General features: G+C 49.4%; 23 protein-coding genes. 7 read left to right on the forward strand and 16 right to left on the reverse strand.

The window, feature by feature from the left end; genetic code table 11:
- Positions 1-135: 135 nt before the first annotated feature.
- The gene (locus F0L74_RS21785) at positions 136-882 is read right to left on the reverse strand and encodes a DUF2625 domain-containing protein (protein WP_213087049.1); all 747 of its coding nucleotides are present in this window, start codon (positions 880-882) and stop codon (positions 136-138) included.
- Positions 883-977: 95 nt separating this feature from the next.
- Between F0L74_RS21785 and F0L74_RS21790 the strand changes: the two genes are divergently transcribed.
- The 3 genes from F0L74_RS21790 to F0L74_RS21800 all read left to right on the forward strand — a co-directional run bounded on the left by F0L74_RS21790 (position 978) and on the right by F0L74_RS21800 (position 3,754).
- Positions 978-1,724, forward strand: coding sequence for a DUF4253 domain-containing protein (locus F0L74_RS21790; protein WP_188316104.1), 747 nt, complete (start codon positions 978-980; stop codon positions 1,722-1,724).
- 22 nt (positions 1,725-1,746) lie between these two features.
- The gene (locus F0L74_RS21795) at positions 1,747-2,433 is read left to right on the forward strand and encodes a DUF4253 domain-containing protein (protein ID WP_149840029.1); all 687 of its coding nucleotides are present in this window, start codon (positions 1,747-1,749) and stop codon (positions 2,431-2,433) included.
- Positions 2,434-2,767: 334 nt separating this feature from the next.
- Positions 2,768-3,754 (forward strand): fibrobacter succinogenes major paralogous domain-containing protein, encoded by a 987-nt coding sequence (locus F0L74_RS21800; protein ID WP_149840030.1) that lies wholly within the window; start codon positions 2,768-2,770, stop codon positions 3,752-3,754.
- A gap of 59 nt (positions 3,755-3,813) precedes the next feature.
- Here F0L74_RS21800 and F0L74_RS21805 read toward each other — a convergent pair whose 3' ends face one another.
- From F0L74_RS21805 to F0L74_RS21815, 3 genes are all read right to left on the reverse strand, one after another.
- Positions 3,814-6,237 (reverse strand): ABC transporter permease, encoded by a 2,424-nt coding sequence (locus tag F0L74_RS21805; RefSeq protein ID WP_149840031.1) that lies wholly within the window; start codon positions 6,235-6,237, stop codon positions 3,814-3,816.
- A gap of 122 nt (positions 6,238-6,359) precedes the next feature.
- Positions 6,360-8,699, reverse strand: a complete 2,340-nt coding sequence (locus F0L74_RS21810; RefSeq protein ID WP_149840032.1) for an ABC transporter permease — start codon at positions 8,697-8,699, stop codon at positions 6,360-6,362.
- 138 nt (positions 8,700-8,837) lie between these two features.
- Positions 8,838-9,368: a hypothetical protein gene (locus F0L74_RS21815; protein WP_149840033.1), complete on the reverse strand. Its 531-nt coding sequence runs from the start codon at positions 9,366-9,368 to the stop codon at positions 8,838-8,840.
- 139 nt (positions 9,369-9,507) lie between these two features.
- Here F0L74_RS21815 and F0L74_RS21820 point away from each other — a divergent pair, with 139 nt between their 5' ends.
- Entirely contained in the window at positions 9,508-9,909 is a 402-nt protein-coding gene (locus F0L74_RS21820) for a DUF1801 domain-containing protein (protein WP_149840034.1), read from the forward strand.
- Between the two features lie 188 nt (positions 9,910-10,097).
- On the opposite strand, the gene F0L74_RS21825 is transcribed toward F0L74_RS21820, so the two are convergent.
- Entirely contained in the window at positions 10,098-11,501 is a 1,404-nt protein-coding gene (locus F0L74_RS21825; RefSeq protein ID WP_149840035.1) for a hypothetical protein, read from the reverse strand.
- 166 nt (positions 11,502-11,667) lie between these two features.
- Positions 11,668-12,180: a DUF4304 domain-containing protein gene (locus F0L74_RS21830; RefSeq protein ID WP_149840036.1), complete on the reverse strand. Its 513-nt coding sequence runs from the start codon at positions 12,178-12,180 to the stop codon at positions 11,668-11,670.
- A gap of 166 nt (positions 12,181-12,346) precedes the next feature.
- On the opposite strand from F0L74_RS21830, the gene F0L74_RS21835 reads away from it, so the two are divergent.
- The gene (locus F0L74_RS21835; RefSeq protein WP_149840037.1) at positions 12,347-13,840 is read left to right on the forward strand and encodes a M61 family metallopeptidase; all 1,494 of its coding nucleotides are present in this window, start codon (positions 12,347-12,349) and stop codon (positions 13,838-13,840) included.
- A 3-nt stretch (positions 13,841-13,843) separates the two neighbouring features.
- On the opposite strand, the gene F0L74_RS21840 is transcribed toward F0L74_RS21835, so the two are convergent.
- The 4 genes from F0L74_RS21840 to F0L74_RS21855 form a co-directional block, all read right to left on the reverse strand.
- Positions 13,844-14,353, reverse strand: coding sequence for a YkgJ family cysteine cluster protein (locus F0L74_RS21840; protein ID WP_188316105.1), 510 nt, complete (start codon positions 14,351-14,353; stop codon positions 13,844-13,846).
- 102 nt (positions 14,354-14,455) lie between these two features.
- Positions 14,456-15,076: a hypothetical protein gene (locus F0L74_RS21845; protein ID WP_149840039.1), complete on the reverse strand. Its 621-nt coding sequence runs from the start codon at positions 15,074-15,076 to the stop codon at positions 14,456-14,458.
- 197 nt (positions 15,077-15,273) lie between these two features.
- Positions 15,274-15,732: a contact-dependent growth inhibition system immunity protein gene (locus F0L74_RS21850; RefSeq protein ID WP_149840040.1), complete on the reverse strand. Its 459-nt coding sequence runs from the start codon at positions 15,730-15,732 to the stop codon at positions 15,274-15,276.
- A gap of 171 nt (positions 15,733-15,903) precedes the next feature.
- The gene (locus F0L74_RS21855) at positions 15,904-16,350 is read right to left on the reverse strand and encodes an SRPBCC family protein (RefSeq protein ID WP_149840041.1); all 447 of its coding nucleotides are present in this window, start codon (positions 16,348-16,350) and stop codon (positions 15,904-15,906) included.
- Positions 16,351-16,626: 276 nt separating this feature from the next.
- Between F0L74_RS21855 and F0L74_RS21860 the strand changes: the two genes are divergently transcribed.
- Positions 16,627-17,409 (forward strand): hypothetical protein, encoded by a 783-nt coding sequence (locus F0L74_RS21860; RefSeq protein ID WP_149840042.1) that lies wholly within the window; start codon positions 16,627-16,629, stop codon positions 17,407-17,409.
- Positions 17,410-17,447: 38 nt separating this feature from the next.
- Here F0L74_RS21860 and F0L74_RS21865 read toward each other — a convergent pair whose 3' ends face one another.
- Positions 17,448-17,951 carry a hypothetical protein gene (locus F0L74_RS21865; protein ID WP_149840043.1) on the reverse strand — a complete coding sequence of 168 codons (504 nt, stop codon included), beginning with the start codon at positions 17,949-17,951 and terminating at the stop codon, positions 17,448-17,450.
- A 95-nt stretch (positions 17,952-18,046) separates the two neighbouring features.
- Between F0L74_RS21865 and F0L74_RS21870 the strand changes: the two genes are divergently transcribed.
- Positions 18,047-18,784 carry a leucine-rich repeat domain-containing protein gene (locus tag F0L74_RS21870; protein WP_149840044.1) on the forward strand — a complete coding sequence of 246 codons (738 nt, stop codon included), beginning with the start codon at positions 18,047-18,049 and terminating at the stop codon, positions 18,782-18,784.
- A gap of 65 nt (positions 18,785-18,849) precedes the next feature.
- Here the strand turns inward: F0L74_RS21870 and F0L74_RS21875 are convergent, their stop codons facing one another.
- The 5 genes from F0L74_RS21875 to F0L74_RS21895 all read right to left on the reverse strand — a co-directional run bounded on the left by F0L74_RS21875 (position 18,850) and on the right by F0L74_RS21895 (position 25,156).
- On the reverse strand, positions 18,850-19,344 hold the full coding sequence (locus F0L74_RS21875; RefSeq protein ID WP_149840045.1) for an SRPBCC family protein: 495 nt from the start codon (positions 19,342-19,344) through the stop codon (positions 18,850-18,852).
- Between the two features lie 137 nt (positions 19,345-19,481).
- On the reverse strand, positions 19,482-23,120 hold the full coding sequence (locus tag F0L74_RS21880; RefSeq protein WP_149840046.1) for a hypothetical protein: 3,639 nt from the start codon (positions 23,118-23,120) through the stop codon (positions 19,482-19,484).
- A gap of 21 nt (positions 23,121-23,141) precedes the next feature.
- Positions 23,142-24,029: an ABC transporter ATP-binding protein gene (locus F0L74_RS21885; RefSeq protein WP_149840047.1), complete on the reverse strand. Its 888-nt coding sequence runs from the start codon at positions 24,027-24,029 to the stop codon at positions 23,142-23,144.
- Positions 24,026-24,766, reverse strand: coding sequence for a hypothetical protein (locus tag F0L74_RS21890; RefSeq protein WP_149840048.1), 741 nt, complete (start codon positions 24,764-24,766; stop codon positions 24,026-24,028). The genes F0L74_RS21885 and F0L74_RS21890 overlap by 4 nt, the downstream gene beginning before the upstream one ends.
- 18 nt (positions 24,767-24,784) lie before the next feature.
- Positions 24,785-25,156 carry a GntR family transcriptional regulator gene (locus tag F0L74_RS21895; protein WP_149840049.1) on the reverse strand — a complete coding sequence of 124 codons (372 nt, stop codon included), beginning with the start codon at positions 25,154-25,156 and terminating at the stop codon, positions 24,785-24,787.

Below are 25,156 nucleotides of genomic sequence, written 5' to 3' on the forward strand. Positions count from 1 at the left end.
ATCTGCCTACTGTGATATAATCCCAAAAATCCCCTTCATCAGGGAAGTTAATCTCTCCTAAAAACCATCTATTATTATAATATAAATCATTCAATACTCTATAATACTTCATCATTGCAACTTCCTGGTCAATAATTATCCATTACCATTTCCCGACTGCTTCATCGCATCCATATACAAAAGAAACAGTTCCGCAATTGGTACGGCTCTCCGCGATACTTTATTCACGTCTTTGCCCTCTACAGAAAACAGGAAAGGATAAAAGCTATATCCTTTATTGCCATCGAGCTGGCTTATTTCCTGTTTCCAATCTTTCCAGCGAAGCGACTGATAAAAGTTATCCAGCTTGCCATTAAAGCAGAACAACAGGAATTCGGAATAGGTTAATTCCATATCTATCCATTGCAGGTGTTCCGGAGACAGGTAGTATACGCTTCCCCGGTCATTACCCAGCCCACCGCCATTCACCGCAAAGAAACCGCCGGCTACATCATCCGCTACAAGGAGGAACGGCGAGGCATCGCCAAACTCTTTGAAGGTGCGCCCTTTATTCCAGTCTGGCATGGAACGGTCCAGCTGCGCGCTGCCTGATCCCAGGATACGGAGCCAGCCATGATCTACCAGCAGGCCGCCGGTATGGTAAATGATCGCGCCCATGGGAGAACGGGTAGTCACCTGCGTGTGATACAGCGCCTCTTTAGCGCGGGCAGGGTCGCAGGGCAGTATCTGTATATCGTTGGTAGCAGAATCTATCCAGGATCGAACGAGGGGCCAGCCTGGCTCTGTCGTATTGATCAGTTCTTCCAGTGTACGCATTTTTTTCTGTGCATTAGTGGAGGAAAAGATAAAAAATAACGGAATAAAAAGGTATAGGTGTTTCATATTGTTTGGAATAACAGGCCGAATGACCGGGGTAAAATTACCATGTGGCAGGGAATTTTTCTAATTTGCCGGAAATTATATGATATCCTATGCCCATGAAAAGTATTTTACTGCTGGCCGGTTGCTTGCTGCTGTTGTTGAATGCCAGCCGTGCCTCCATCCCATCAACACTTTCTAACAAAGAGAAAGAATACGCGCTGGCGGATTCCATGCATTTTCACCATGAGATCATCGAATTACTGCATTTCACTTTCACTGGCGAATTTGCGCGATTTACCGGAAAAACACCTACAAATGCTTTGGCGTTCATCTGCAAGGGCTTTTGGACCCTCCACGATCTTTTGTTGATCAACGCTTATTTAAAAACGATGGGATACCAGTTCTTCTGGACCCAGCAGTCTCATGAACACCTGCGGCCTGATACGTTTGTTCTGATCCAATCCACAGATCAATTTGACATACTGCGCCTCCAGGGCACTTGCAGCCCGCGCAACTCCCTTACCACACAGGGCATTATCAGTACCCTGCAACGGTGGTATAAAAGCGGAGCATTTAATATTATAAGCGCCAACAGCCGCTGGATAGAAGCGAGTTTCGTACTGCTGCCAACACCAACAGACCTGAAAACACTTGTGCAGGAGGAAAGCCGCTTATGCCCGGATATAATGAATGAAAAAGGCATCACGCTGAAGATACTGGAAGAGCGGCATAAAAGATCAAAGGGGTTTTCGCTGCAGTGGGTGGCAGATGACAATAAATATCCCGCTTCCCTCCCATATGCAATTATCATTTTCTTCATATGCACACTGGGAGTAATTTTATTAATTTGGCGCCGGAATTGATACAATTATCAACGGAAACCTTATGCCTCTAAAAAACCTTACCAAACTATTGGCAGCCGCCATGGCAGCCCTATTCAGCGCCTGTGCGCCTAAAAGCGGGCAACCGCCCGCAGTATCTGTGGCACTTGCAAAAGATTATACACTGGCAGACTCCCTGCATTTTGACCATGCTATTATCGATGATCTAAGAAAAGTGACCGATGCTGCATTCAGCAGGCTGGCTTCTAATCCAGATGTGGATGATAGTACTAAACCGCTGCAGCAGGAAGCGCTGCAATTTCCTGTGGACGGCAAAAAAGCGAAAGAGCTGGTGCTGTCTGTACTGGCTGATTTCCGGAAGAAGGGTTACCTTATTTTTTGGTCAGAGCAACATTTTGGCCATGACCAGGATATGATCGCCGTGCTGAAATCCACGGACCAGTTTGACATTGTCCGGTTCCGTGCTACTAATGGCGCTAACTATCAAATTACCACTGATAGTATAATCAGCACGCTTCAGCATTGGTATGAGCAGGCGCCTTTTGAGATCATAGGGGCGGATATGGAAAGTGTGGAAGCGCATTTTACCAAACTGCCGGAAGATGTGACTGCATTTGCGAAAGAGCAATATGCGTTTTGTCCGGATATTGTGGATCAGGGTACTGGAACGCTGGAAACGCTGGAAGAGGAGATTGGGAGGACGCGGATGTTGTTCCTCTGGTGGGATTAAGTGAGTTAAAACGGCCGTCTCAATATTGCGGGACGGCCGTTTTTGCTGATAACAGCTTCATGCCGGCACGTTGATAAGAGAATATTGCAAGAAAATTTTTTATATCAGAAAAATCCCTACATTTGATCGCTTTTCTTTTTGGTATGTAACCCAAGTATCATTACTAAAGCACGATAATTTGTTTATTAACCAATTTGTTAACTAATAAAGCGTTCCATTCCGTCCTTTGAGATGTATTAAAAATTGTTAACCGGCCGGAAGGTGTTTTTAAAATCTATAACCCTCATACCCGATTTTCTTCCAAACAAACATTCATATTTAAACCCTAAGTACCATGAAATCAAGATTATCATTTCTCCTGGCCATTGCCGTTGGCGCAATTGTAAGCATTACCAGCTGTACGAAAGACCCCGTTGACCCGGTTCAGCTGCCGGCCATTACCACAGATGCCGTAACCGGCATTTACACAGACACCGCCGTGGCCCACGCTACTATTACGTCCGATGGCGGCTCCGAAATAACGTTAAGCGGCGTATGCTGGAGCACCGACTCACTGCCCATTATCACAGACGGCCATAGTATAGATGGCCATAGCACGGATGGCGCTGATGATGGTTCATTTACCAGCAAAATCACAGGGCTAACGCCTGGCACTATCTATTACGTGCGCGCTTATACCAAAAATGCCAGTGGCGTTGCGTATGGACAAAGCATCCGTTTCTCTACCTGTGCATCTGATATTGATGGCAATATTTACCGCACGGTTATCATTGGCGAACAGCTATGGATGCAGGAGAACCTGCGCACCACACATTACCGCAATGGCGATGCTATTAACAAGGTATTGGATGGCTACTGGTGGGAGTATTATGTAACTAATCACACCGGCGCTTATAGCAGTTATAACTATGACGATGCTAATGCACCCGTGTATGGATTGTTATATAACCACGGTACTATCACAGACACCAGGAATGTTTGCCCGGTTGGCTGGCATTTACCTACCAATGAAGACTGGCAAACATTGTCAAATTACCTGGGCGGCGACCAGGTAGCTGGTGGAAAAATGAAGGAAGCCGGTACAACGCATTGGCAAGCTCCTAATACCGGCGCTACCAACAGCAGCGGATTTACGGCTTTACCGGCAGGTAATGTTGGTTATGGCGGTTTTTATGCCATGGGGCAGAACTGCGGTTTTTGGTCGGATTATAACCAGGTATTCTCGTATTCGGTGGGCCTTTATTATCAGAGTGAGTGGATTGCAGTTAGCGATAATGGGCCGTCTATACTGGGTTTGAGTATCCGGTGTATTAAAGATTGATGCGTGATTTGCAGCTGATATAAATATCCATCCCCGGCTATACGCAGCCGGGGATTGTGCTAATCCATCCGTAAACTCTTTACCGGATTAGCCACTGCCGCCTTTATAGCCTGAAAACTTACTGTTAACAGCGCAATTACCAGCACCGCCACGCCAGAGAGGGCAAACATCCACCAGCTGACCGGTATCCGGTATGCAAATTCCTGCAGCCATAACCGTGTAGCCCACCAGGCAATGGGTGTAGCAATGACAAAAGCAATCACCACCAGTTTCAGAAAATCTTTTGACAGCAACTGTGCGATCCCCGCCACGCTGGCGCCCAGCACCTTGCGCACGCCTATCTCTTTGCTGCGCTGCTCCGCGCTAAAGGCGGCCAGGCCAAATAAACCCAGACAGGAGATCAGGATGGCCATGCCGGTAAATGAGTTGATGATGCGGGACAGGGTGATCTCCGCTTCATATTGCCGCTGCACATCATCATCCATGAAAGAATAGGAAAAAGGTGAGCCAGGCACATCCTTTTGCCAGAGGGCGGCTATTTGCGCCAGCAACGCCTTATAATCCCGCGTATTGGTACGGGCGATCACGGTAGGCCAGCTATAATCCACCGGTTTTTGTTTCCATACCAGGAACCCGGTTACATCGTTATGCAGCGAGGTATAGTTAAAGTCTTTCATCACCCCCACGATCTCAGCATCCCGGGATTGACTATCGTACAGATGTATGCCTACCGCCGTGGCAGCCGTTAATCCCAGCTGCCGGGCATAGGTTTCGTTGATCAGCACTTTCGAGGAATCTGTAGGCCGGAAATTGCGGCCATTAATGATCCGGATGCCGCTGGCGGGAGCGAAATGCTCGTCCGTTATCACGTAATCCACTGCTTTTGCCTGGGCCTCCTTTTCGCCATTGAGGAAAAAGCCATTGGAGAAAAAGACAGGTCCGCTGAGGCTCACATTGGCATTGCTGACGGCCTTTATACCGGCCAGTTGCCGGAGATCGTTGATAAAAGCAGGGATACCGTTCATATTCTCCTCGGTATGAAAGGAGAAAACAAGCTGCTGGTTTTGATCAAATCCCAGGTCTTTATGCCTGATATAATTCAGCTGGCTATAGATGACAATAATACCGGTGATGAGCACAATAGACAATACAAACTGGAATACTACCAGTGTACGGCGGATACCTGCCGCGGACACATGATTGGTGAAATTACCCTTGAGCACTTTTATTGCCTGGAAAGTGGAGAGGTAAAACGCCGGATAACTACCCGCTACAAAACCGGTCACTATTACCAGCGCTGCCAGCAGCGCCCAAACCTGTATATCCTTTAGAAAGGAAAGGCCGATCTCTGCCTGCGTGATGAGGTTAAGATAGGGCAACAGCAGCAGCAACAAAGGCAATGCGATCAGCACGCCTATGAAGGCCAGCAAAAATGATTCTCCCAGGAACTGTTTGACCAGGTCCCTCCTGCCGGCGCCGGCCACTTTTCTTACGACCACTTCCCGGGCCCGTTTGGCTGCCCTGGCGGTGGACAGGTTCATAAAATTGATGCAGGCTACCAATTGTATGAGAATGGCGATGAGCAGTAAGATGGTCAGGAACGTGGGGCTAACCGGTTTAGTGGGCTGATACCGCAGCAGGCCCGTAGTGGTATGGATAGCGGTAACCGGCTGCAGGTACAAATGAAATGCTTCGCCCCCTTCTTTCAGCTGATCTCCGGCGTAGCGGTTCACCAATGCAGGGAACTTTTTTTCCAGCGATGTTATATTGGCGTCTGGCCGCAGCTTTACATAAGAGGCAATAAAACCGTTCCTGGTCCAGGCATCCGTATGTAGCGCATAATCGCCCAGGAAACCGCTGTTCATGGTGATGAACATATTGGCCTGTATATGTGATTTGCCCAGACTTTCATCTATCACCGCCGTAACTGTAAGATCCCGTTTGAAATATACGTTCTCCATGGTGATGGTCTTGCCAACCGGGTCTTCTGCTCCAAACAATTTACGGGCTGTTGTTTTCAGCAGTACGATGCTATTGGGCGCTTTTAAGGCTGTTAAGGGGTTGCCGTATACAAAATGATAGCTGAATACATCAAAGAAAGTGGAATCTACATACACGGCCTCTTTTTCGTACAGCGCTTTTGCCTTGTAACGCAGCAGGTGCTCATCTGATTGCAAAAAGGGCACCACCCGGGTAAACTGGTCCACTTCCGGAAAGTTTTCTTTGAGCAGTGGCGCTACCGGCGCTACCACCGTGGCATTATTATAAGTGATGCCATGCGTAATGGAGGTCTCCAGGTTGTTGATCCGGTATATATCTGCCGCGTGCACATGGTGTTTGTCATAACTATACTGGTCCTTTACATACAGCATGATGTACAGGCAGCACAGGGTACCCACGGACAATCCAAAGATGTTGATAAAGCTGAATGCCTTATTCTTCCGCATAAAGCGGAAAGCGGTTTTGACATAACTCCTGGTCATGGAAAGGGTGGTTTGTATGTTGGACGCTAAGACAATGCCATTTTATAAATAACTGACCAGCAGCTCGTTCCAAGCGGCTGGTTGTCCGTAAATGAGACAGGGCGCGTTCGTTTATGAACAGCTTACGCTGTTCTCAAATTCTTTACCGGGTTCGTTAGCGCAGCGCGGCCTACCTGGAAGCTGATAGTGAGCAGTGCTATCAGCAAAGCGCCGGCGCCTGCCACCAACAATACCCATCCGTCAAGGCTGGTCCTGTACGGGAAATGCTGCAGGAACAAACGCATGAAAAACCAGGCCAGCGGAGAGGCGATCACGATAGCCACCAGGATGAGCTGCACAAAGCCCCAGGTGAGCAGCGAGGCGATGCTGGCGACACTAGCGCCGAGTACCTTCCGGATACCGATCTCCCTGGTGCGGTTCTCTGCCATATAGGATGATAACCCTAACAGCCCCATGCAGGAAATAAAGATAGCCACGAATGCAAATAGTTTGATGAGCATGGCAACATTCCTGGACTGATGGAATTTGGCGTCATAATCTCTGTCAGCAAATTGCAGGTCAGTGAGGAACCCGGGATTGTATTTCTTTAATATGGCTTCTGTACGCAGGATGTTTTCCGGCAATGAGCCGCCCGCGTTCAGGCGTATATTGATATATCCTGTACTAACGCCGCCTTTTATCAGTACCGGCTGGGCAACCTGGTCCGGATCTCCTACTAAAAAATCCTTTACCACGCCTACGATCTTCCAACGCTCCTCTTCGTCCCGGATAATTTGTCCGACAGGGTCTTTAAACCCGAGGGCTTTTACGCTGGCCTCATTGATGACGCAGGACAGCGTATCATCCGGGTACTTTTCGATGTCTATATCCCTGCCGGCTATGAGCGAGAGGCCATTGGTCCGGATAAAGCCGCCATTTTCCATCATCAATACAAACCCTGGATTGGCGTTGGGATCCATGCCATCCCATTTAAGGCCGGATTCTACGCTGGCAATGCGGGTAACGGTGGCGCTGGACGCAGCGACAGACAAAGCGGCGCCGCTGCCGGTGAGCTCATTTTTAAGGGCGGTATAATTACTGCGGAGCGCAGGCGTAAGCGCATGATAGACGAGATCGTCCCTGGTGAAGCCTACTTCGCGTTGCAGCTCATGCTGTACCTGTTTCTGGTAGATGACGGTAAAATTGATCAGCAAAATGGAGAACACGAATTGTACAATGACCAGCACTTTACGCGGGGTGACGAGGGCATTGCCATTCTGGAAATTACCTTTCAGCACCTGTATAGGTTTGAAGGAAGAAAGGTAGAAAGCGGGGTAACTGCCGGCCAGCAGGCCTGTAAGCAGCACAAAGCCCAATGCGGCCAGCCAGAACAAGGGCGAGGCCCATAGTATTGATAGCTGGGCGCCGATAAGCGTGCTAAAATACGGCAAGGCGAGTTGTACCAGCAACAACGCGATGAGACCAGCCATGAGGGCTATTAGAACAGATTCTCCGATAAACTGGAGGATAAGCGCTCCCCGGACGGCGCCGGTCACTTTTTTTATGCCTACTTCCCTGGCCCGTTTTTCGCTCCTGGCCGTGCTGAGGTTCATGAAGTTAATACAAGCGATCAACAGGATGATGGCTGCCAGGCCGCCCAGCATGCGCAGGTTACTGATATTTCCGCCTGAGGGTTGGCCGTTTTCGAACCGGTTTTCCAGGTAGACTTTTGTGAGCGGGTAAAGAAAAGTGGTTTGTTCTGTAAGCGAAGGACTTCTACTTGCTCCTACCCTGGCGATCTTCCGGTTAACAACATCCAGGTTAACGCCGGGCGTGAGCTCAACAAATGTAGTGACGATCTGAACGTTCCAGGCGCCATCTCCATGTAAATAGGCCCAGGACAACAGGTAATCAAATTTGAACTGTGTATTGGGCGGCAGGTCTTTCAGCACGCCGGTGACCGTAAAATTATCGCCTGTGGGCGTAGTGATGACCTTGTTGATAGCGTTTTGGCTGCCGAAAAGTTTGGCTGCCAGCTGCGCTGTGATAACGATATCATTGGGGCCTTTTAAGGCGGTTTGCGGATTGCCTTGCAACAGGGGGAAACTGAACATGGAGAGAAAAGCCGGATCAGCGAAGTCGCCGTTTGCGGGTAAAATCGTCTCGCCATTGCGGAGCACTTTAGCGGAGCCGGTTAGCCTGGCCACATTCTTTACTTCCGGGTAGTCTTTCAGGGCGGGCCCTAAAAGGCCGGAAGTAACATTCCAGCAGGATACCGCACCGTTTACGATCCCTTTGGTATAGGCTTCGTAAATATGCGCTTTCTTTTCATGAAACTGGTCCATGCTCAGGCCAAATTCAATATTCAGGAGCAGCATGATGGCGGCGGCCATACCCAGGGCTAAGCCGGTCATATTGATCAGGGAATGTACCTTGTTCCTGGCAAAATTGCGGATGGCGATCTTGAAATAGGTTTTAAGCATAAGCGGACTGCATTGGCTATGGCAGGCAGCGATAAAAGTGCCAGAATGATGGAGGGACTGGAAATCAATGAGATAAAGATGCTGTTGGATGTGGAATGTCCGGTTTTAATACATGGGAGTGTTCATAAGTGTACAGGCCTAATCCAATTTTATGCTGCTAGCTATTGCATTTGCAAGCTTTTGCGTTTTCCGCCTGTCTTCCGGTTGAGTGCAAAAGCATTTAATCCTAACACGGGTAAATCCCTTCTTGCTGTAAAAAATCCTATGTTCAGTAACGAAGCCCGTCAGCGTTGCTCTCAAAGTATCTTCATGCATAAAGGATATCATTTCCGTACCATGTTGAAAAATGATACCGCTGTCCAACATCTCCGTACCCGGATCTAGTAAACGTGACAGCCACAGCTCAGCAGACAAATCTTTATTGGTGAAATGCCTGGGGAGCATAGCGCTATCCTCCTTAATTTCAACCTTGATATTTATAGCTGAATCTTTACTTGTGAAATAACCCAGATATCCGGCCTCGCGCTCGAAATTGGGCGGTCCCTTTGTTTCTTTGATACTGTCCGGCAGTGCCATTCTAAAGGCATTATCATAAAACGACATTTTATTTCCGCCGTTCTCTGAACAGGCAACCAATAGTATCAACAAGAAAGTAATGCTATTTTTCATTTTTATTGTTAAGCAGCATATAAAAATAATAATAAATGCGAGCTGACTGTTATTAGGGTTATATTATCAAGAAAAACGGTTAGAAAATAGATTATTTGCTATATTATAGTATCTATTTCCGGCCATTAAACCCACCCTCATGAACAAGGAAATAAGTGCATACAACAGCGAGCAATTGCCCCCGGACAAAGCCATATGTAAAAAACTGGCACAGGAGATCGACAAACATCTCCCGGATGCGGAGAGCAAGATCTGGCACCGGCATCCTGTCTGGTTCCTGAACGGTAATCCTATTGTTGGATACAGTAAATTAAAGGACAGCCTGCGGCTGATGTTCTGGAGCGGCCAGTCATTTGATGAAGCCGGGCTGTTGCCGGAGGGCAGCTTTAAGGCCGCGGAGATCCGTTATACAGATGTAAAGCAGATCAATACGGATGACCTGGCGTGCTGGCTGGCAAAATCGCGGCAGATCCAATGGGATTATAAAAATATTGTGAAGCGGAAAGGCGTGCTGGAGCGGCTGCCGGATACTGATAAGTAACCGCTTTCTATGAAGAAGATATTATTGCTCCACATTGGCTTGATCCTGATCTGCTCCGTGCAGGGGCAACTCAACTATGCCTATGAGGAGGCCATTGCAAGGGCAGGGGTATAAAACAAGATGACAACCCCGGTTTTCACCAGGATTGCCATCATTGATACTAACTAAACTAACCGGGCCTAACCCTTTTAATGCCAGAACAGGCTTTTACTGCTATGCCTTCTGAACTTCCTGATTGCTTCTATATTGCTGCGGAGCATTTTGTTCTGATTGGAGGATTTTGCCTGTTCGTAGGCGCCCACTGATTTGAATGCCATCACCATATCATAATCCATACCTACCTGGCCGGAATCAAAAGGCACATCGCCAGCGTTATCCCTGAACCATAGGTTCCACTGCGCGCTGCCCGGCGTGTACACCAGTAACGAATCTGAAGTAGGGAACGGCGCTGGTAAGAGGAATGATTTAAAGGTATCCTGTGCAGGCAGATGGCAGCTCATACAGGAAGACAGGGCCAGGTTGGTATACTTTTTCTTGGTATTAATATCATAAGCCACCTGGGCCACTGCGCCATCATTGGGACCGCTCAGACGGCCGCCCCAGCCCAGCGTTTCTTTACTGTAGGCCGGCGCTTTAGGATTGATCACGGTTTCATTCAGCTTAGGATAGGGAGGCGCCATAGGGCTGATCACATCCGGATCATTGCCCCACATAGCGCCCAGCGGCACCATTTTATCCCAGGGAGAGCCTTGTGCGTCTTTATCATATACAAAGGTGGAATATACCCATCCTGTTTTAGGCGCGGTTTTGCTGTCCTTTACAATAACATCCAGCTGGAAGAAGCTTACCTTACGCATTTGGTAACCCGTTCTGGGATCTGCCGTAGTGGGCACGGTATCATAGATGTTAAAGGTTTGCGCATGCTCCAGCACCGGCCATTCCGGCGCGTTAATATTGGAAAAGGCCAGCTTTACGATCACACTGCCTTCCGGGAACTGGGCGGCGTTGTTCACCAGGTTCACTTTCTGACCCGTTTTGCCCCAGATCTGCCCTACGGTATAAGCCGCGGTGGAATCGTATAAAACGAGGGTATACCCAGCCTCATCTTCTCTTAAAGTCTTGAACATATTCTTAGGGTTCCCATTACCAAAGTAGGCGCCCAGGATAGCCTCGCGTTGTGACCCCAGCCAGGGCTCATGGAACCAGCCGTTTTTGGCGGCAGACCAGTTGGCATTATCTGTAAAGAATGGCATCAACCGGGGCGCTATATAGGTCTTTAACGAATCCATATAGGCGAATACGTTTGATTCGGAAATGGGCTTTCCGTTTAAAGCCTGCTGCCAGGATGGGTTATCTACCACTGTAACGTTGGCGGGATAATCGTGGCTGAGCACAAACAGCGAATCTGCGTACTGCTGTTTGGAAGGCACGGAATCGCGGTGGTTCAGGAATGCGCCGCTCTCCACGGTAGCTGGTCCGGCAGCCTCCATGGCGCTTTCTGCTGGCTTGTTGTTACTGGCGCAGTTGTAGGCAAGCACGCCCATTGCCACCAGGGCAAACAGCGCGCCTGTAATGCTTGATTTTTTCTTCATATTGTATAGGGTTTGATCTGATAGCTTGTTAATGGTTGGCCAAACGTCATCGCGATTCGGGGTCAAAGATAGCGGGGGGATTGTTAGCTATGGGGGAGATAGCAGCAGTGGTTGGCTGATGGGAATAAGTGGTATGGTGAGGGGTATAAGCGTGCGGGAGGATCGGTTATTCATCCAGCTGTATGCCCTGTGCTTCGATGCGCCGCCTTAGGGCCGGGCCCACAAAGTCATATTTGTCATAAAACCGGACGCAGTCTTTTAATGTTTGCAGCTGGCCGAGGATGGGCAGGATATGCACTTCGAAGTCTGTCCGGCATTCATCTATAAACGCGGCCAGCCTGGTATTATTGGTGATGGTATATCCCAGTCCGCTCCTATACCCGTGCCGGCGCCGTTCTTCCGGGAGATAGGCGTTTTCTCTTACGGGGGTGATGATATCAAAATAGCCTGCTTTTTTCTTTTCCTTATCCCGCAAGAGGGCTGTCAATGCAACGCCTATATTGAAACAAAAGCTCAGGTCTTCTTTGCTGTTCCATTGTGAATTCTGGAGATTGATCACGATGAAGAAATCGCCCTTGTTTTTCCACCAGGTTTGTGCGTTGGTACTATAACCGTGCGCTTTTAATGTGGGTTTTAAATAAGATTTGATAAAAGCTGCTTGTATTTCTTTGGCTGTCATGACGGTTATTATATTTCGCCGGCTAGCGGCAGTAATAATACGCAATAATAGCTAATATCATTATTTAAACACCCCTTTTGCTGTTTACGGAGATTGGCATGGCATAGCTAAGAAAAAAATTTTAATTTAGGCTTTACCCGTTTTCCGGGCAACAACCAAAATCGAGATGATAAGATCCATTGCCTATTTATGCGTTTTATGCCTGATGACGGTTTTCGTACAGGCACAACAGATAGCCTACACCGTTACGCCAGTACAGGCGGACAGTCCGTATTTTAAAGTGGAATTAAGTTACAGCGGATCGCATACCGATTCCCTGGAGTTTCACCTGCCCGCATGGACGCCCGGCTATTATCAACTGATGCATTATGCCGCCGCGGTGCGCAACATGCACGCACAGGACGGGACCGGGCATTCCCTGACCTGCCGGCGGTCTGGCGAAAACAGCTGGCGGCTGTATACGCGGGGTAATACTGTTTTCACCCTGCAATATGAGGTACGCGCTACCCGCCCTTTTGTGGCGGCTAATTTCCTGGCGGCGGACCGCGGGTTTATTTCCCCCGCCGGGATGTTCCTGTATCCCGCGGGCGGTATCGGCCATCCGGTTAAGCTGACCATCCACCCGGCTGCAGGGTGGACCCAGGTGGCCACCGGGCTGGAACCGGTAAAGGGCCAGGCATACAGCTATACAGCTGCCAGTTTTGACGAGCTCTATGATAGCCCTATCCTTATGGGCCAGCTGGAGACGCTCCCTTCTTTTGAGGTGGATGGTAAACTGCACAGTTTTGTGGCCTACCAGCCCGGCAATTTTGACAAAGCAGCATTTATGCAGGACCTGCAAGGGATCGTTAGCGTAGCCGCGGCCATCATGAGGGATCTGCCCTATAAACATTATACCTTCCTGGGCATTGGGCCGGGGCGTGGCGGTATAGAGCACCTGAATTCCACGGCGGTTGGTTTTGATGGCAGCCAGCTGGATAAACGGGAAGAAAGGATCAGGCTGTATCATTTCCTGGCGCATGAATACTTTCATCATTATAATGTGAAACGCATCCGGCCTATAGAGCTGGGGCCATTTGATTATGAACATGGCAGTAAGACCCGGTTGCTATGGCTGTCTGAAGGGTTTACGGTCTATTATGAGTACCTGGTAGTACGGCGGGCGGGTTTTACCACGCGGGAGGAGGTACTACAGGCCTTACAGAAAAACATACACGCGTATGAGTCCAAACCCGGCCATCTGCTGCAGTCTGTGGCCGACGCCAGTTACAATACCTGGCATGATGGCCCTTTTGGGGCCGGCGACAGCAGTATCTCTTACTATGACAAAGGACCTGTACTGGGCGCCATGCTGGACCTGCAGATCCGTCATAACACCCGGAACCGGTATTCGCTGGATGATGTGATGCGTGCGCTGTACCGGGAATTTTACCAGCAAAAAGGGCGTGGATTTACGGAAGCGGAGTTCCGCGCTACAGCAGAAGGTATAGCCGGAGGCTCCCTGGCTGAATGGTTTGACTATGTTAATACCGTTAAGCCACCTGATTATAAACGGTATTTTGGATATGCGGGGTTGGATGTGGACAGCAATTTTGCGATACGTCCGCGCGCTTCAATGGATACACTGCAGGCAGCTATATTGAAGGATTGGCTGCGATAATAATTATTCCATGTTGAATGCGAGTCTTTTCTTCATCTCTTCCAGCACATTATAGATGATCAGACAACGGCCATAGTGCATAAGCATGGCGAACAGCCGGCCGGTAAAATTAGGCTGATGCAGGCCCGGGAACTCGCGGCATTCTGTAAAACGATGTTCGTAGATACTGCAGCAATTGTTATCCAGGAAATGGCAGGGAATGGTATTCATGACCATATTGCCACTGCCGGAGCCGGTTTCGATATACTGTTCCTTTACGTCTGCTTCACTGCGGTTCAGCAAATTGGCCAGGCCGGTCACTTCCTCTGCTGTGACATTGATCATGAGCGAGCGGCAACAGTTACCACAACTGGTACAGTCTATCTGCGGGGTAATAGCGGCATCCAGCTCCTGTACCAGCTGATCGACCGCTGCGGGCTCCTGCGCGCGCAGGAATGCCTTAAACGACTGGTTTTCAGCTTCCTTCTCCCCTGCTGCCTGTGCAATAGCGTCTAGTTGCGTAACGATGTTCATGGCGGCAAAGGTATGTAAAAAGGGAAAATGCCTGTGCTGCCGTAAAACAGGACGCCGGAATGGTAACATCTACCGCTCCGGCGTTTGTTGTTTTGTCCTTAGTTATGCGTATTTAATATTCTGCAGCGTGAATTCGAAGGGTTTTGCATCCGGGCCGCTACCGCCGCCGGTCATTACAATATCCGCGCTGGCGAGACCGAACAGCGAGATCTCTGTGTTTACCTGGGAGATGATGGCGCTGTTCATTACCTCGCCTTCTTCTACCTGTGATACGACGCCTACCCATATGGTGGGTTTGAATTCGAATACGGCTTTCTGACCGGGCGCTACGCTTGTTTTGGTAGCGGTGAGCTTACCATCACGATATACGTTGGCGTTAATGGTTCCCTGGGCCAGCGCATTCAGGATCTCTATCTCATTAGGGTTGCTGGCGGTACCGGTAGCAGTTAATACGTCGCCGGAGGTATCGCGTACCACGGAGAACTGCTGGCCATCCTGGGCGGGCTGCTGCGGGCTGTAGTTGCCCCAGGCATCGCCGGCGCCTACGCTAACGTTCATGGAGTAGGTAAATGGATGCTGCCAGCCCTGACCCAGGTTGCTGATCACCTGCCAGGCCACTGCCAGCTCCTCTACAGAAGTAACGGCGTTTTTCTGGAAGATAACGATCTGGGAATTGTTATGATCGTTGGACTGATTAATGAGATTGAGTTTGATGGCTGTCATAAAATAGGGATTTAGGATTGAAGGCTTGTGAAACCGGGGTGAAGGTAAGGAAGGTTTGCGGGATTTTTTGCGGGGAGGGTGGTAGTGGTGAGTTGGGAGGAATGAGTGGCGGGTGGGGAGGTATGAGACGGCATAAACAGCGGCCGCCTTATACATCCGGCAGCCGCTGTAAGATCAGAAAGCAGGTTTTCTTATTGCTATTCACATCTGCTTAACGCAAGTATACAAGCCCGGGCCAATTCCTCATTGGACACCTCAAAAGGAACATTGATGGTTGGCTCTTCCTTACTCTTATTTACAAACCCTTTGTCGGGAGGTTCTGCATGTTTCGTAGGCGTAAAAATTACAACACCCCGTTTCAGCTCAATATCACAGAAAAAAGTATTCCTTGCATCCAACTCCTTCTGGGATTTTAGTCCCATTTTTTTCAAGAATTCCTTACTTTGTTCAGACCAATTCACCGGATCTGGCACCCTTTCATCACCAACAACATCAAGCACTGACTTTATTGCCTCGCCCAGTGTGTTTTCATTGAAATCAGCTTCATTTATTTGTATATACGGATCTGATGCAAGTGCAAAACCACTGACTGCCAGCTTGTTTGCATGCAGCCAATATCCTTTCTTTTTAAGCTTGTAAATTGCGGCAGTTGCCATGATTATTTCATTGTTGTATAAATCTAAGTTTAAATCCGATAATTGACGTTAGCATATCATATAGCTCTGGCAATCTGCGCCATTAATTAAGGGCTGTACGCCTGAGGCGCTGAACCCGGTGGAACAGGCGTATCGGGATCACATTGTCCCTATTCTTTGCAAACGAGGGCGCTATTGCAATATCTCCGTAAGCTTGTCCAGCATTTTACCCCAGGCGGCTTTGGATGGTTCTACAAAATCGGCCCATTTGGAAGACATTTCGTGGGTGAGGGTGAGCTCGCATCCGTTGATGATGGGCGCGATCTCAATCACGACGCGTGAGGCTTCGCCGGAGGGATCGTCCATGACCTGCCAGGTAAAAACCAGGCGGCGCGGGCGATCGATCTCTATGTATTCTCCTGTATGGTTAAGCTCCTGCCCCTGCCGGCGAACGACGTAAGAGAATTTGCCGCCTTTGTAAGGCTCATTGGCGAGCGAGACGATCTCTTCCGGGCGGAGCTGCGGGCCGAACATGAACTGACCGATCATGGCGGTATCGAGGAAGGCGTCGAAAACACGTTCGGGAGGAACAGAGAAGAGCGCGGTGGCAACGGCGTGGACAGGTAGATTGGTGGACATTACTGTGCGTTTTAATGGTAAGAAAGATAACAAAAAAAGCAACGAAACGGTTTAAGTGGGTAGCCCCGAATATTATGCCAAACCTTAAAGTATAATTAAACCTAATCGAACCTAACAGCCAACGTTTTTCCCCGCTTACGAACCAGAATATACGTTTCACTAATTTTCCACCGCTTCCCCATCCCATTTTTACTAATGTTGTATTATTCAAAATAACGGAGTTGATACTGTAGCCCATTACACCCCTCATTGATAATCCCTTAAACCTGTTCACGTATGAAAACATTCATGGTAGCCCCTTACTGTACCTTTCTTATGGTGACAGCCCTGCTGTTTACCGGTTGCAAAAAAAACGATCAGCCGCATGGCCCCGCACATTGCCAGATCTATAAGGTCAAATTCTATCAATCTTTTAACAGGATGGATTCTGCGGTGTTCACCTATAACAAAAAAGGAGATCCTATCCGTATAACAAGAGGGCTTAACAGCACCGGCGCGCCGGATGCGCTGTTCTGGTACGACAAACGCGGCCGGTTAACGGACTATATTGGCATTTACGCTGGTGGAGATAATTATGAGTTCAGGCACCGGTATACATATGACTATAAGGACAGGATCGTTATCGATACCATGCATGTATTCGGGTTCCTGAGCAGTTACCCGGGCAGTATATCGAGCGTTACCACATATAAGTATGACGCACAGGACAGGATCATCCGGATGGACCGGCGCATGCCTGACTATCCCAAAGCGGGTTATTCATACCTGTACACCTATAACCAACTGGGTAATATTGAAAAGATCACAACAGGCGGAGGTTATCTATCTGCTACGCCTGTTTATGACGATAAGATCAACATGAATAACCTGCACCCGGTATGGCAGTTCCTGTCAATGGATTATAGCCGTAACAACCCGTTCGGGTCAACAGGCCGGGATGAGCAGACAGGCTATGATCAATATGGACTACCCATTGACATAGACAAGGGCTGGGGATCAGAGGGTGAGTTTGTGAATATTTTCTATAGCCGGATGATGGTGGAATATCAATGCCGGTAAGCTGAACGGCCTCCCGGTAATCATTGCTTGCATCGGGATCAATCTCCCTGGCCGGCGTGATTGCCGGGAACAGCCGATCTTTCCCAGGGCTGTTTTATTTTAAGCAAGAGGATGATGTAGGGAATTTTTATTAAGGTCCAAAACAGCTCCGTGACTATATAACGGGCTGGCGTATGCCCGGAAGCCAAATTTTGCACCATACCGGCGGTGCTGGCTATGATCGAAAGCCCGGTTACAACTACAGCAAAGACGATGGCATATTTTCTTTCCAGTAAAATTAACAGGTTTGATAAAAAGATCACTACTCCTATCGTTAGGCTTAACAGGCCCACCACCATCCTTAGCCAGTCCTGACTGGGATCGTCTCCCCACGATGTCAGGACCAGACGGTAAAAGTCAAAAATATTGTACATGTATTTGATCCCCAGGAAGAGAAAAACCCATACGTAGATCTTCAGCGCTAGTGGCAGGAGCTTACTGCGGCGCACATATCTTTCCTGGAGAAAATCCTGGTCAAAAATGGAGGGTGGTTCTGGTTGCATAGGGATACGAAAATTTGCGGCGGGAAAGATAACAAAAAGGGAGCACGCCGGGAGTTATATCTAAAAAAAGTATATTTGATAATATAATCAGACCTATGGGAATTACGAAGATCTATGCCGACATGCAGGACAGGGAATCCGTAGCATGGAAAAAGCTTTGCGAATATATTGAACTGGTTGCAGCTGAAGGCAGAACAGAATTTTACCCGCGGGAGTATTTGGGAACGGAACTTTTTTACCAGATCCATAGTTTGCCCGAAAGTATTGCCAAGCTGAAAAGTGTAACAAAGCTGCGGTTGTATGGCAGCAAACTAACCCGCCTCCCACCGGAGATAGGGCAAATGAGCGCGCTGGAATATTTGAATCTTGATCCTTCCGATGAGCTGTGCTGGTGTCCCTACGAGCTCGTGTACTGTAAGAATCTGCGGGACAGCGACGTACGCACCAGGGCTTTATACGGCAACTTCAAGGGCAGGAAGCCATTTCCTGATCTGAATGAATATACAGTGCGATATACCAGCGACCGGGTTTGTTGTAGCATTTGCAAAAAAGAATTGGGCTATGACCAGGTAAACCAGGCGTGGATCTCCTTATGGATTGGCACAGATGTAATGCCGTTGCTGGCTAACCTATGCTCACCGGCATGTGCAGACGCCCTGCCTACTCCCCCGCCCGGGTATATTCCTTACGCGCATAAGGGGGGCCGGACCATTAGTCAAAAAGGGCTGGATCCTGAGCTTGACGCCTGGCGCTTCCTCTGCGAAAAAAACCCAGAGGGTTTTGTGCGGACCTATGATCCGGAGCACAAGTATAAGCCAACATTATCCTGGTGAACCAGCGATCATGAACGGATAGGATGATAGCCGGCGTATGGTACGCCGGCTATCGTATTTTTATCTTATTCTTCCAAACCCCATTTTTCGATCAGGCTGGCGTTAAAGCTGCCTTCTTCTTTTACGTTGGGCGCTCCTGTGCCGGTAGTGATGAGTGCCTGCAGGCTATCCTGAATGTAATGGGTCCATGCTTCGCGGCATACTTCGTAACATTCATACTGCGGCACCAATCCCTGATGGGTGAACTGCACCTGCGTTTTACCGTCTTTTTCCGTGATATCGAAGATGATCTGCGTGTTTTTCCATTCGGTCTTGTCTTCCGTGAATTTGAAGTAGTTATCCAGCACCAGCCAGCTTACTTTTTGTGCAGGGATCAGTTCAGTGATCTTTATCCTGCAGCGGTGCATATCTGTGTATTGATACAGGAATGCGCTGTTGAGCTGATCTGTGCTGCCTTCGATGTTCTGTGACCACCATCCGCGTACATTATTGATGGCGTCAAAAGCTTGCTGCGGCGTTTGATCAACGGTGAAGGTGGTGGTAAAATCCTGGTTTTGCATGGTTTTGTGTTTTTGGGTGTTTAGAATGGTGTGTATTTGTTAAGGCGAAGGTAGGATGGGAAGAGGAAAGGGAGGGGATAGTAATTGGCCAATGTGGCGGGTGGATTTGGTCAATATAGAGGCAGGGGCCGTAGCCCCTACTCTATTTTTTTCATGTTATCACCCGGGGTCCTGTCCACCAGCATTGCAAACGGATCAATCCCTATCGTTACAGGCTTATCTTTGACCGCGATGGTGAGCTTGTGCGCGCCCCGGGTGAATTTGTATCTTTTAAGGTATAACACGTTTGCCTGTGTTTGCCCATTCTTTCCGGTAGCAGGCGCCCCAAAAATGCCGATATCGATATAGTCATTGAGCGCTGCGGCCGGCACGTCCTTCCCCTTATCATTTGTCCAGGTTTTGTCTACATATACGGTAAACGTCAGGTTGTATCCGTGCTTGCCTGCCATGGGCGTCATAGTTGCCTTTTCTATGCGGTTATCATACACGGTTATCTTTTGCCAGGTATCTGTAAGGTAATATTGTAATGAATCCGGTACCCGTTGCTGCAAATAACGGTACAGGTCGTTAGCGCCTGCAAATGGCGGCTGGTCTTTAAAAGCGTAAGCCGCTCTGAATGCGCGGAGCGCATGATCTATGCTGTCTGCTCCTATGAGGCTGCGTAACCCGTATAATACCACGCTTGCCTTGCCGCTCCATTCAAACCATTTGCTGGCCCGGATAAGGGGCCGCTCCGTTCCCTCCCGGTGGCGGTGCGCAAACAGGTAAGACCATTGCTGGTCCAGGAGTACGGCCCGCATATTTGCTTTCCCGTATTTGCTTTCCGCCATTACCAGCGCATCGTAGCTGGCCAGGCCTTCCGGTATGACCAGGGAGCCTGCCGTTGCGTTAGGCGCCACCTGGAACCGCCACCATTGCTGGGCAAGCAGCCGCGTAGTGGCAAAATACACGTAATCGAACTGGTTGGGATCTGTGAAATGAGCATTCCATCCATTGTTTTCCATATAGGCGTCCAACGTAGCGGTGGATGACTGCCGGGAGGCGTAGATAGAACTTTCTGCCAGCCGGATGTTCTGGAAAGGGTAAGCGCTATAGGCCGCGCTGAAATGCCGCAAGCCATCCTTATAAGCTGCTATAATACGGTCAATATTATCATGGTGGGCGGGGTGATAGTACACATCGATATACACCTGATGGTCCAGTTTAACGCTGTCCCGGCGGTTGGCAAAGCGGGCAGAGATAATGCCCAACGGCAGGTACATACCCGGGCGATCCTGCACATAATGAAAATAATTGCGGCCATTCCGGCGCCATTGTTTTACGAGCACACCGTGGGTCAGCGCGGTTTGATCGCCGGCAGTGCTGACGGTAACATCTAAACGGAATAAGTCTGCAGTGGCGCCGGCCTTCAGCGTGCGCATACCAACCGGATCGTCCTGGGCGATCTCCTCCTCATCTTTGGGTGGCAGGCCTGCCTTCTTACGCATATCGGCGCTGCTGATCTCATCCTCTTCGTCGTACCCCAGGCCAGGCAGGCCACCGGCAAAGAAAAAACCGTTATGCAAATATTGCACCGCATACACACCGTTGGCGAACCCATTATGCTCAATAGCAGAGCGGACCTGCAGCACCAGGGAATCGCCCGGCGCCAGCGCCCGTGGGAAGCGGTATAGCCGGAAGGGGGCAGTATCCTGCCTGGGCCGCAGCCAGTTGAAAACACCACGCGGATACAGCAGCGGGCTGGTATAGGGCAATGGCTGATGGTTTAACGTAATGGAATAAGCGCTTAGCTCATCGCCATCCAGCAACATAGCGGGGATAGGCTGTGCCGTTTTATTCATGATGGTGACCAGCGCGTTTGTAATTGCCTGCTGTTTATCCGGGAAAAGATCCACCTCCATCTTTATGCGGGTAACCTTGGGTAAGGAAAGCGACTGGTACTTTTTAAGGGTTCTTTCATACATCACAGCGCGGTCTTCCTGCTCCCCTTTTGTAAGGTAATTATTCCGGTAGCTGATGTTATAATAGATATATGCGCCCACCATTAAAAACAGCGGCAAAAGCACGGCGGCAAAGATGCGCGTGGTACGGTTAAACCTTGCAGGAATAAGCTGCAAGCGCTCTTTAAAGGAGCTATTTACTCCCCGGTAGTAAAACAATGCCGCTACAATTATCAGCAGCCCGCCATTAAGCAGCCAGTAAAGGTTGAACCATCCTACAGGGCCGGCCATATGCCCCATACCGTCCATATCTGAGATGGGCGCCGGAGGCGTATACCCGTATAGCAACAGATGATAGTCGAACGTTCCCGTGGAATCCAGGAAGAAAAACGCCACCCATAGGGTGACGCCCACTGCATAAGCGGCAAACTTGTTATTGATGACAACGTGTATAAGGTAACAAAATACGACGGACAGCAATAACTTAGGCAACAGTATCCATGCTATATAACCGGCATAGGCTATCATGTTCAGGTGCATAAAACCTTTTGACAGCTGCACCACTACCCCCACCACCAGCGGTATCAGCGACAGGGCCATACTCATGATCAGTAAAGGGATAAGTTTGGCTCCGTTCAACACCCAATTGGGCGGCGGCAATGCATCGTTGATGAACGCATACCGGGTAAGGCGGTCGCGCTGCAGCGTTTCACCGGTGTAGAACATAATGATAAAGAAGATAAAGAATGGAAAGGTATTATTAAAGATTGCCAGTAAGGTAACAGTACGGGGAAAGTCCGGCGCGCCATAGTTCCGTTCCCCCAGCCAGAACACAAAGCCAAGGAACAAACTGCCGCTGGAAACGATGATCCAAAAATAATTGTCCCGCATAATGTTCAGCAGCTCCAGCCTTATGAGGCCTGATAAGGTGCGGCGCTCATATCCGCCGGTAAAACTTATTGCCGGTACAGGCATTATTCTATTAGGGACGGCCACCACTTCGTCAATAGCCGCCTTATCCCGTTTGCCGCTGAAGAACCTTTCGAAGTTGAATCGCAGATAGGTAAAGAGCAGGATGACGGCGCCCAGGCCCGGCCAGAGTAACCGGTTAATGGCCAGCGGACCGGTTAAACGTATGAGCTGGTTATTCTGCTCTGCCGATACAGCTGTCATCATTTGATACCGCACGCCATTAATACCGAAGGGATCGGCTATGCTGATCACCGCAACATTATCCGTATGATTGAGGAAGAACAGCGCAACGAAGTAAAAAAGGAATAACAGGATGCCGCCGAAATAGATCACCTTCACATTCCGGGTAATGGCCACCAAACCAAAAAATAAGGAAGCGGTAAAAAACAGGTTGGGCAATGCCAGCGTAAAAAACGGGTAGAGGTAATACACCAGGAGGTTAGGACCATATTGATCCGGCACTGTTCTACCGGTGAGCGGCCCTATCACGGTTCCCAGCCACACACCCGGCAGTATGGCCAGCGCGATAACGGCCATCATCGTGAACGAACCAAGGTAGCGGCCCCAGAAATAGCCCGCTTTTGTAACGGGATAGGTAAGGTAATAATCCCTGGTCTGGTATTCTATATCCCGGTAGATGGCGGCGCCCATTACCGATGAACTGACGAGCATCATCATCATGGTCATAACCGAGCACCAGAATGCGATGAGGTAGGGCGAATTAATGTGCGCTTTCTCCGCTACCGGCAGCATACCCGCGGCAAAAGAGATAACGGTGAACAGGAATATGGCGGCAAAGTAAAGGTAAAAGGCGGGCCTGCGGATCCGGCAGCGGATCTCGAACAGGAATATTTCCAGGAACATATGTAATTTTTTTTAGTGCATTTACCGGGCGTTCACCTCCACGCGGCCGGCGATATTGCTGAAGTATACATCTTCGAGGTTGGGCGTAGCAGTTATAAAACCGTGCTGTGGGGGCATATCCTGTAAAATACGGATGTGGAGCTTACCGGTCTTGAGCTGGGTGGAGATCACATTGTATATGCTGCGGTAATGGCCGATCTCCGCGCTGGCCACCGCTTTGGTAAAAATCTTTCCATGTAGCTCCTGTACGGCGCTTTCCGGATCGCCGGCGTAGCGTACCTCGCCCTGGCAGATAATGGCAAACTGGTTGCAAAGGGTACTTACATCTTCCACGATATGGGTGGACAGGATCACGATGGTATTTTCGCCCAGTTGGCTCAGGAGGTTATAGAAACGGTTCCGCTCTGCGGGGTCAAGACCGGCCGTGGGCTCATCCACGATGATCAGACGGGGATCGCCGATGAGCGCCTGGGCGATGCCAAAACGTTGTTTCATGCCGCCGGAGTAAGTACCCAGGTGTTTCCTGCGATCGCCCAGCAGGTTCACTTTCTCCAATAACGCCAGCACCAGCTCTTTACGTTCCACACGATTGCCCACACCTTTGAGCCGGGCGATATGATCCAGCATCTGCTCTGCAGAGATGCGGGGGTACACGCCAAACTCCTGGGGCAGATAACCCAGCAGCTGGCGCACGCGGATTTTTTCTTTTAACACATCCAGATCATCGAGGAATACGGTTCCCGTATCCGCTTCCTGCAGCGTGGCAATAGTGCGCATCAGGGATGATTTGCCTGCGCCGTTGGGCCCCAGCAAACCAAACATACCGTTGGACAGCGTAAGCGATACGTTCTTTAACGCATGTACGCCGTTGGCATAAGTTTTTGACAGAGAATTGACGGTTAATTTCATGGCTGCGTAGTTTTTAAAATATGTTGCGCTGCGCCGCTGACGATCAGCTGGGCACTGTCGGCTATATGATAATCGAGTTGATCTATACCGCCGGCCCTGATCCAAAGGCGGCTGCCATGGCGGATATCGAGCCGGGCTGTGCCCAGGCGGTTGTTTTCGCCAAGGACGATGCTGGAAGCGCTGCCGCTGCTGAGGCCCGCCACGGCATCCACCACAGCAATGGTGTCATTACTGAGCAACAGTTTGCTGCCGTGGTCCTGGATGATACGGAGGGAAGGGCTGCTAAACCCGCTGATCTCTGTAACGCGCCGGGAAAAATCTTTGGCCACCGTGTCCGTCAGCTGCTTGCTGCCTATCGTGTATTGCGCATCCGCAATAAATGCAGACAGCTCCGGGCAGGAAATGTACATCACATCTTCGTGCCCCGTGTAATAGAAATTGTATTTAAAATGGGCGTATATGGTAAGGGTGTCTCCATGGCGGGTAGTCTTTATCAGGTCCATTGCCTTTGGCGAGGCCAGTACTTTAAATGGCCCCTTTACCAGTTTTATATTGATAATGCTGGCTGATCTGAGGTTGATGACCTTAAAATCCTGCAGCTGCAAATTTACATAGCCGCTGTAGGGTTTCCTGAACTGACCCGTGTTATACGCTGCCCTGAGCTGAAAGTCATAGATGGTTATCGACACCAGGACCAGTATGACTACGGCTATAAATAGTTTATTACTTGTTTTCATCCTTGCTGTATTTAGGAATTATGGCTTCCGCCCTTTCTGAAATTTGGTATACAACTTACTGATCTCTTCGATGGAGATATCCAGCAGGTACATGTTCTTAAAGAATTCCGGGAGATTCTGCCGCAGAAAGTCCTCTTTACGGTAGGCCTTTACCTTCGCAAAAGCGTCTGCCGCCACAAACAGTCCCAGTCCGCGCTTATTGTATATGATCTCCTGGCCCTGCAGGAACTCATAGGAGCGCATGACGGTGTTGGGGTTTACTTCCAGCTCCACGGCCATATCGCGCACAGAAGGTATCTTCTGATCCGCAGGCCACTTGCCCATCAGTATCTGGTCGCAGACAAATGCCGCTATCTGGAGGTAGATCGCTTCGTTTTCCTTAAATTCCAT

The sequence above is a fragment of the Chitinophaga agrisoli genome, assembly GCF_008386695.1.
Taxonomy (GTDB): domain Bacteria; phylum Bacteroidota; class Bacteroidia; order Chitinophagales; family Chitinophagaceae; genus Chitinophaga; species Chitinophaga agrisoli.

What these genes read in the sequence shown, in the direction of transcription:
- F0L74_RS21835 (WP_149840037.1), top strand. Translation starts at nt 12,347, where the DNA reads ATGATAAGATCCATTGCCTATTTATGCGTTTTATGCCTGATGACGGTT.
- F0L74_RS21865 (WP_149840043.1), bottom strand. Translation starts at nt 17,951, where the DNA reads ATGCAACCAGAACCACCCTCCATTTTTGACCAGGATTTTCTCCAGGAA.
- F0L74_RS21800 (WP_149840030.1), top strand. Translation starts at nt 2,768, where the DNA reads ATGAAATCAAGATTATCATTTCTCCTGGCCATTGCCGTTGGCGCAATT.
- F0L74_RS21880 (WP_149840046.1), bottom strand. Translation starts at nt 23,120, where the DNA reads ATGTTCCTGGAAATATTCCTGTTCGAGATCCGCTGCCGGATCCGCAGG.
- F0L74_RS21810 (WP_149840032.1), bottom strand. Translation starts at nt 8,699, where the DNA reads ATGCTTAAAACCTATTTCAAGATCGCCATCCGCAATTTTGCCAGGAAC.
- F0L74_RS21850 (WP_149840040.1), bottom strand. Translation starts at nt 15,732, where the DNA reads ATGGCAACTGCCGCAATTTACAAGCTTAAAAAGAAAGGATATTGGCTG.
- F0L74_RS21805 (WP_149840031.1), bottom strand. Translation starts at nt 6,237, where the DNA reads ATGACCAGGAGTTATGTCAAAACCGCTTTCCGCTTTATGCGGAAGAAT.
- F0L74_RS21845 (WP_149840039.1), bottom strand. Translation starts at nt 15,076, where the DNA reads ATGACAGCCATCAAACTCAATCTCATTAATCAGTCCAACGATCATAAC.
- F0L74_RS21795 (WP_149840029.1), top strand. Translation starts at nt 1,747, where the DNA reads ATGCCTCTAAAAAACCTTACCAAACTATTGGCAGCCGCCATGGCAGCC.
- F0L74_RS21895 (WP_149840049.1), bottom strand. Translation starts at nt 25,156, where the DNA reads ATGGAATTTAAGGAAAACGAAGCGATCTACCTCCAGATAGCGGCATTT.
- F0L74_RS21840 (WP_188316105.1), bottom strand. Translation starts at nt 14,353, where the DNA reads ATGAACATCGTTACGCAACTAGACGCTATTGCACAGGCAGCAGGGGAG.
- F0L74_RS21885 (WP_149840047.1), bottom strand. Translation starts at nt 24,029, where the DNA reads ATGAAATTAACCGTCAATTCTCTGTCAAAAACTTATGCCAACGGCGTA.
- F0L74_RS21815 (WP_149840033.1), bottom strand. Translation starts at nt 9,368, where the DNA reads ATGAAAAATAGCATTACTTTCTTGTTGATACTATTGGTTGCCTGTTCA.
- F0L74_RS21890 (WP_149840048.1), bottom strand. Translation starts at nt 24,766, where the DNA reads ATGAAAACAAGTAATAAACTATTTATAGCCGTAGTCATACTGGTCCTG.
- F0L74_RS21830 (WP_149840036.1), bottom strand. Translation starts at nt 12,180, where the DNA reads ATGACAGCCAAAGAAATACAAGCAGCTTTTATCAAATCTTATTTAAAA.
- F0L74_RS21785 (WP_213087049.1), bottom strand. Translation starts at nt 882, where the DNA reads ATGAAACACCTATACCTTTTTATTCCGTTATTTTTTATCTTTTCCTCC.
- F0L74_RS21875 (WP_149840045.1), bottom strand. Translation starts at nt 19,344, where the DNA reads ATGCAAAACCAGGATTTTACCACCACCTTCACCGTTGATCAAACGCCG.
- F0L74_RS21790 (WP_188316104.1), top strand. Translation starts at nt 978, where the DNA reads ATGAAAAGTATTTTACTGCTGGCCGGTTGCTTGCTGCTGTTGTTGAAT.
- F0L74_RS21860 (WP_149840042.1), top strand. Translation starts at nt 16,627, where the DNA reads ATGAAAACATTCATGGTAGCCCCTTACTGTACCTTTCTTATGGTGACA.
- F0L74_RS21870 (WP_149840044.1), top strand. Translation starts at nt 18,047, where the DNA reads ATGGGAATTACGAAGATCTATGCCGACATGCAGGACAGGGAATCCGTA.
- F0L74_RS21825 (WP_149840035.1), bottom strand. Translation starts at nt 11,501, where the DNA reads ATGAAGAAAAAATCAAGCATTACAGGCGCGCTGTTTGCCCTGGTGGCA.
- F0L74_RS21820 (WP_149840034.1), top strand. Translation starts at nt 9,508, where the DNA reads ATGAACAAGGAAATAAGTGCATACAACAGCGAGCAATTGCCCCCGGAC.
- F0L74_RS21855 (WP_149840041.1), bottom strand. Translation starts at nt 16,350, where the DNA reads ATGTCCACCAATCTACCTGTCCACGCCGTTGCCACCGCGCTCTTCTCT.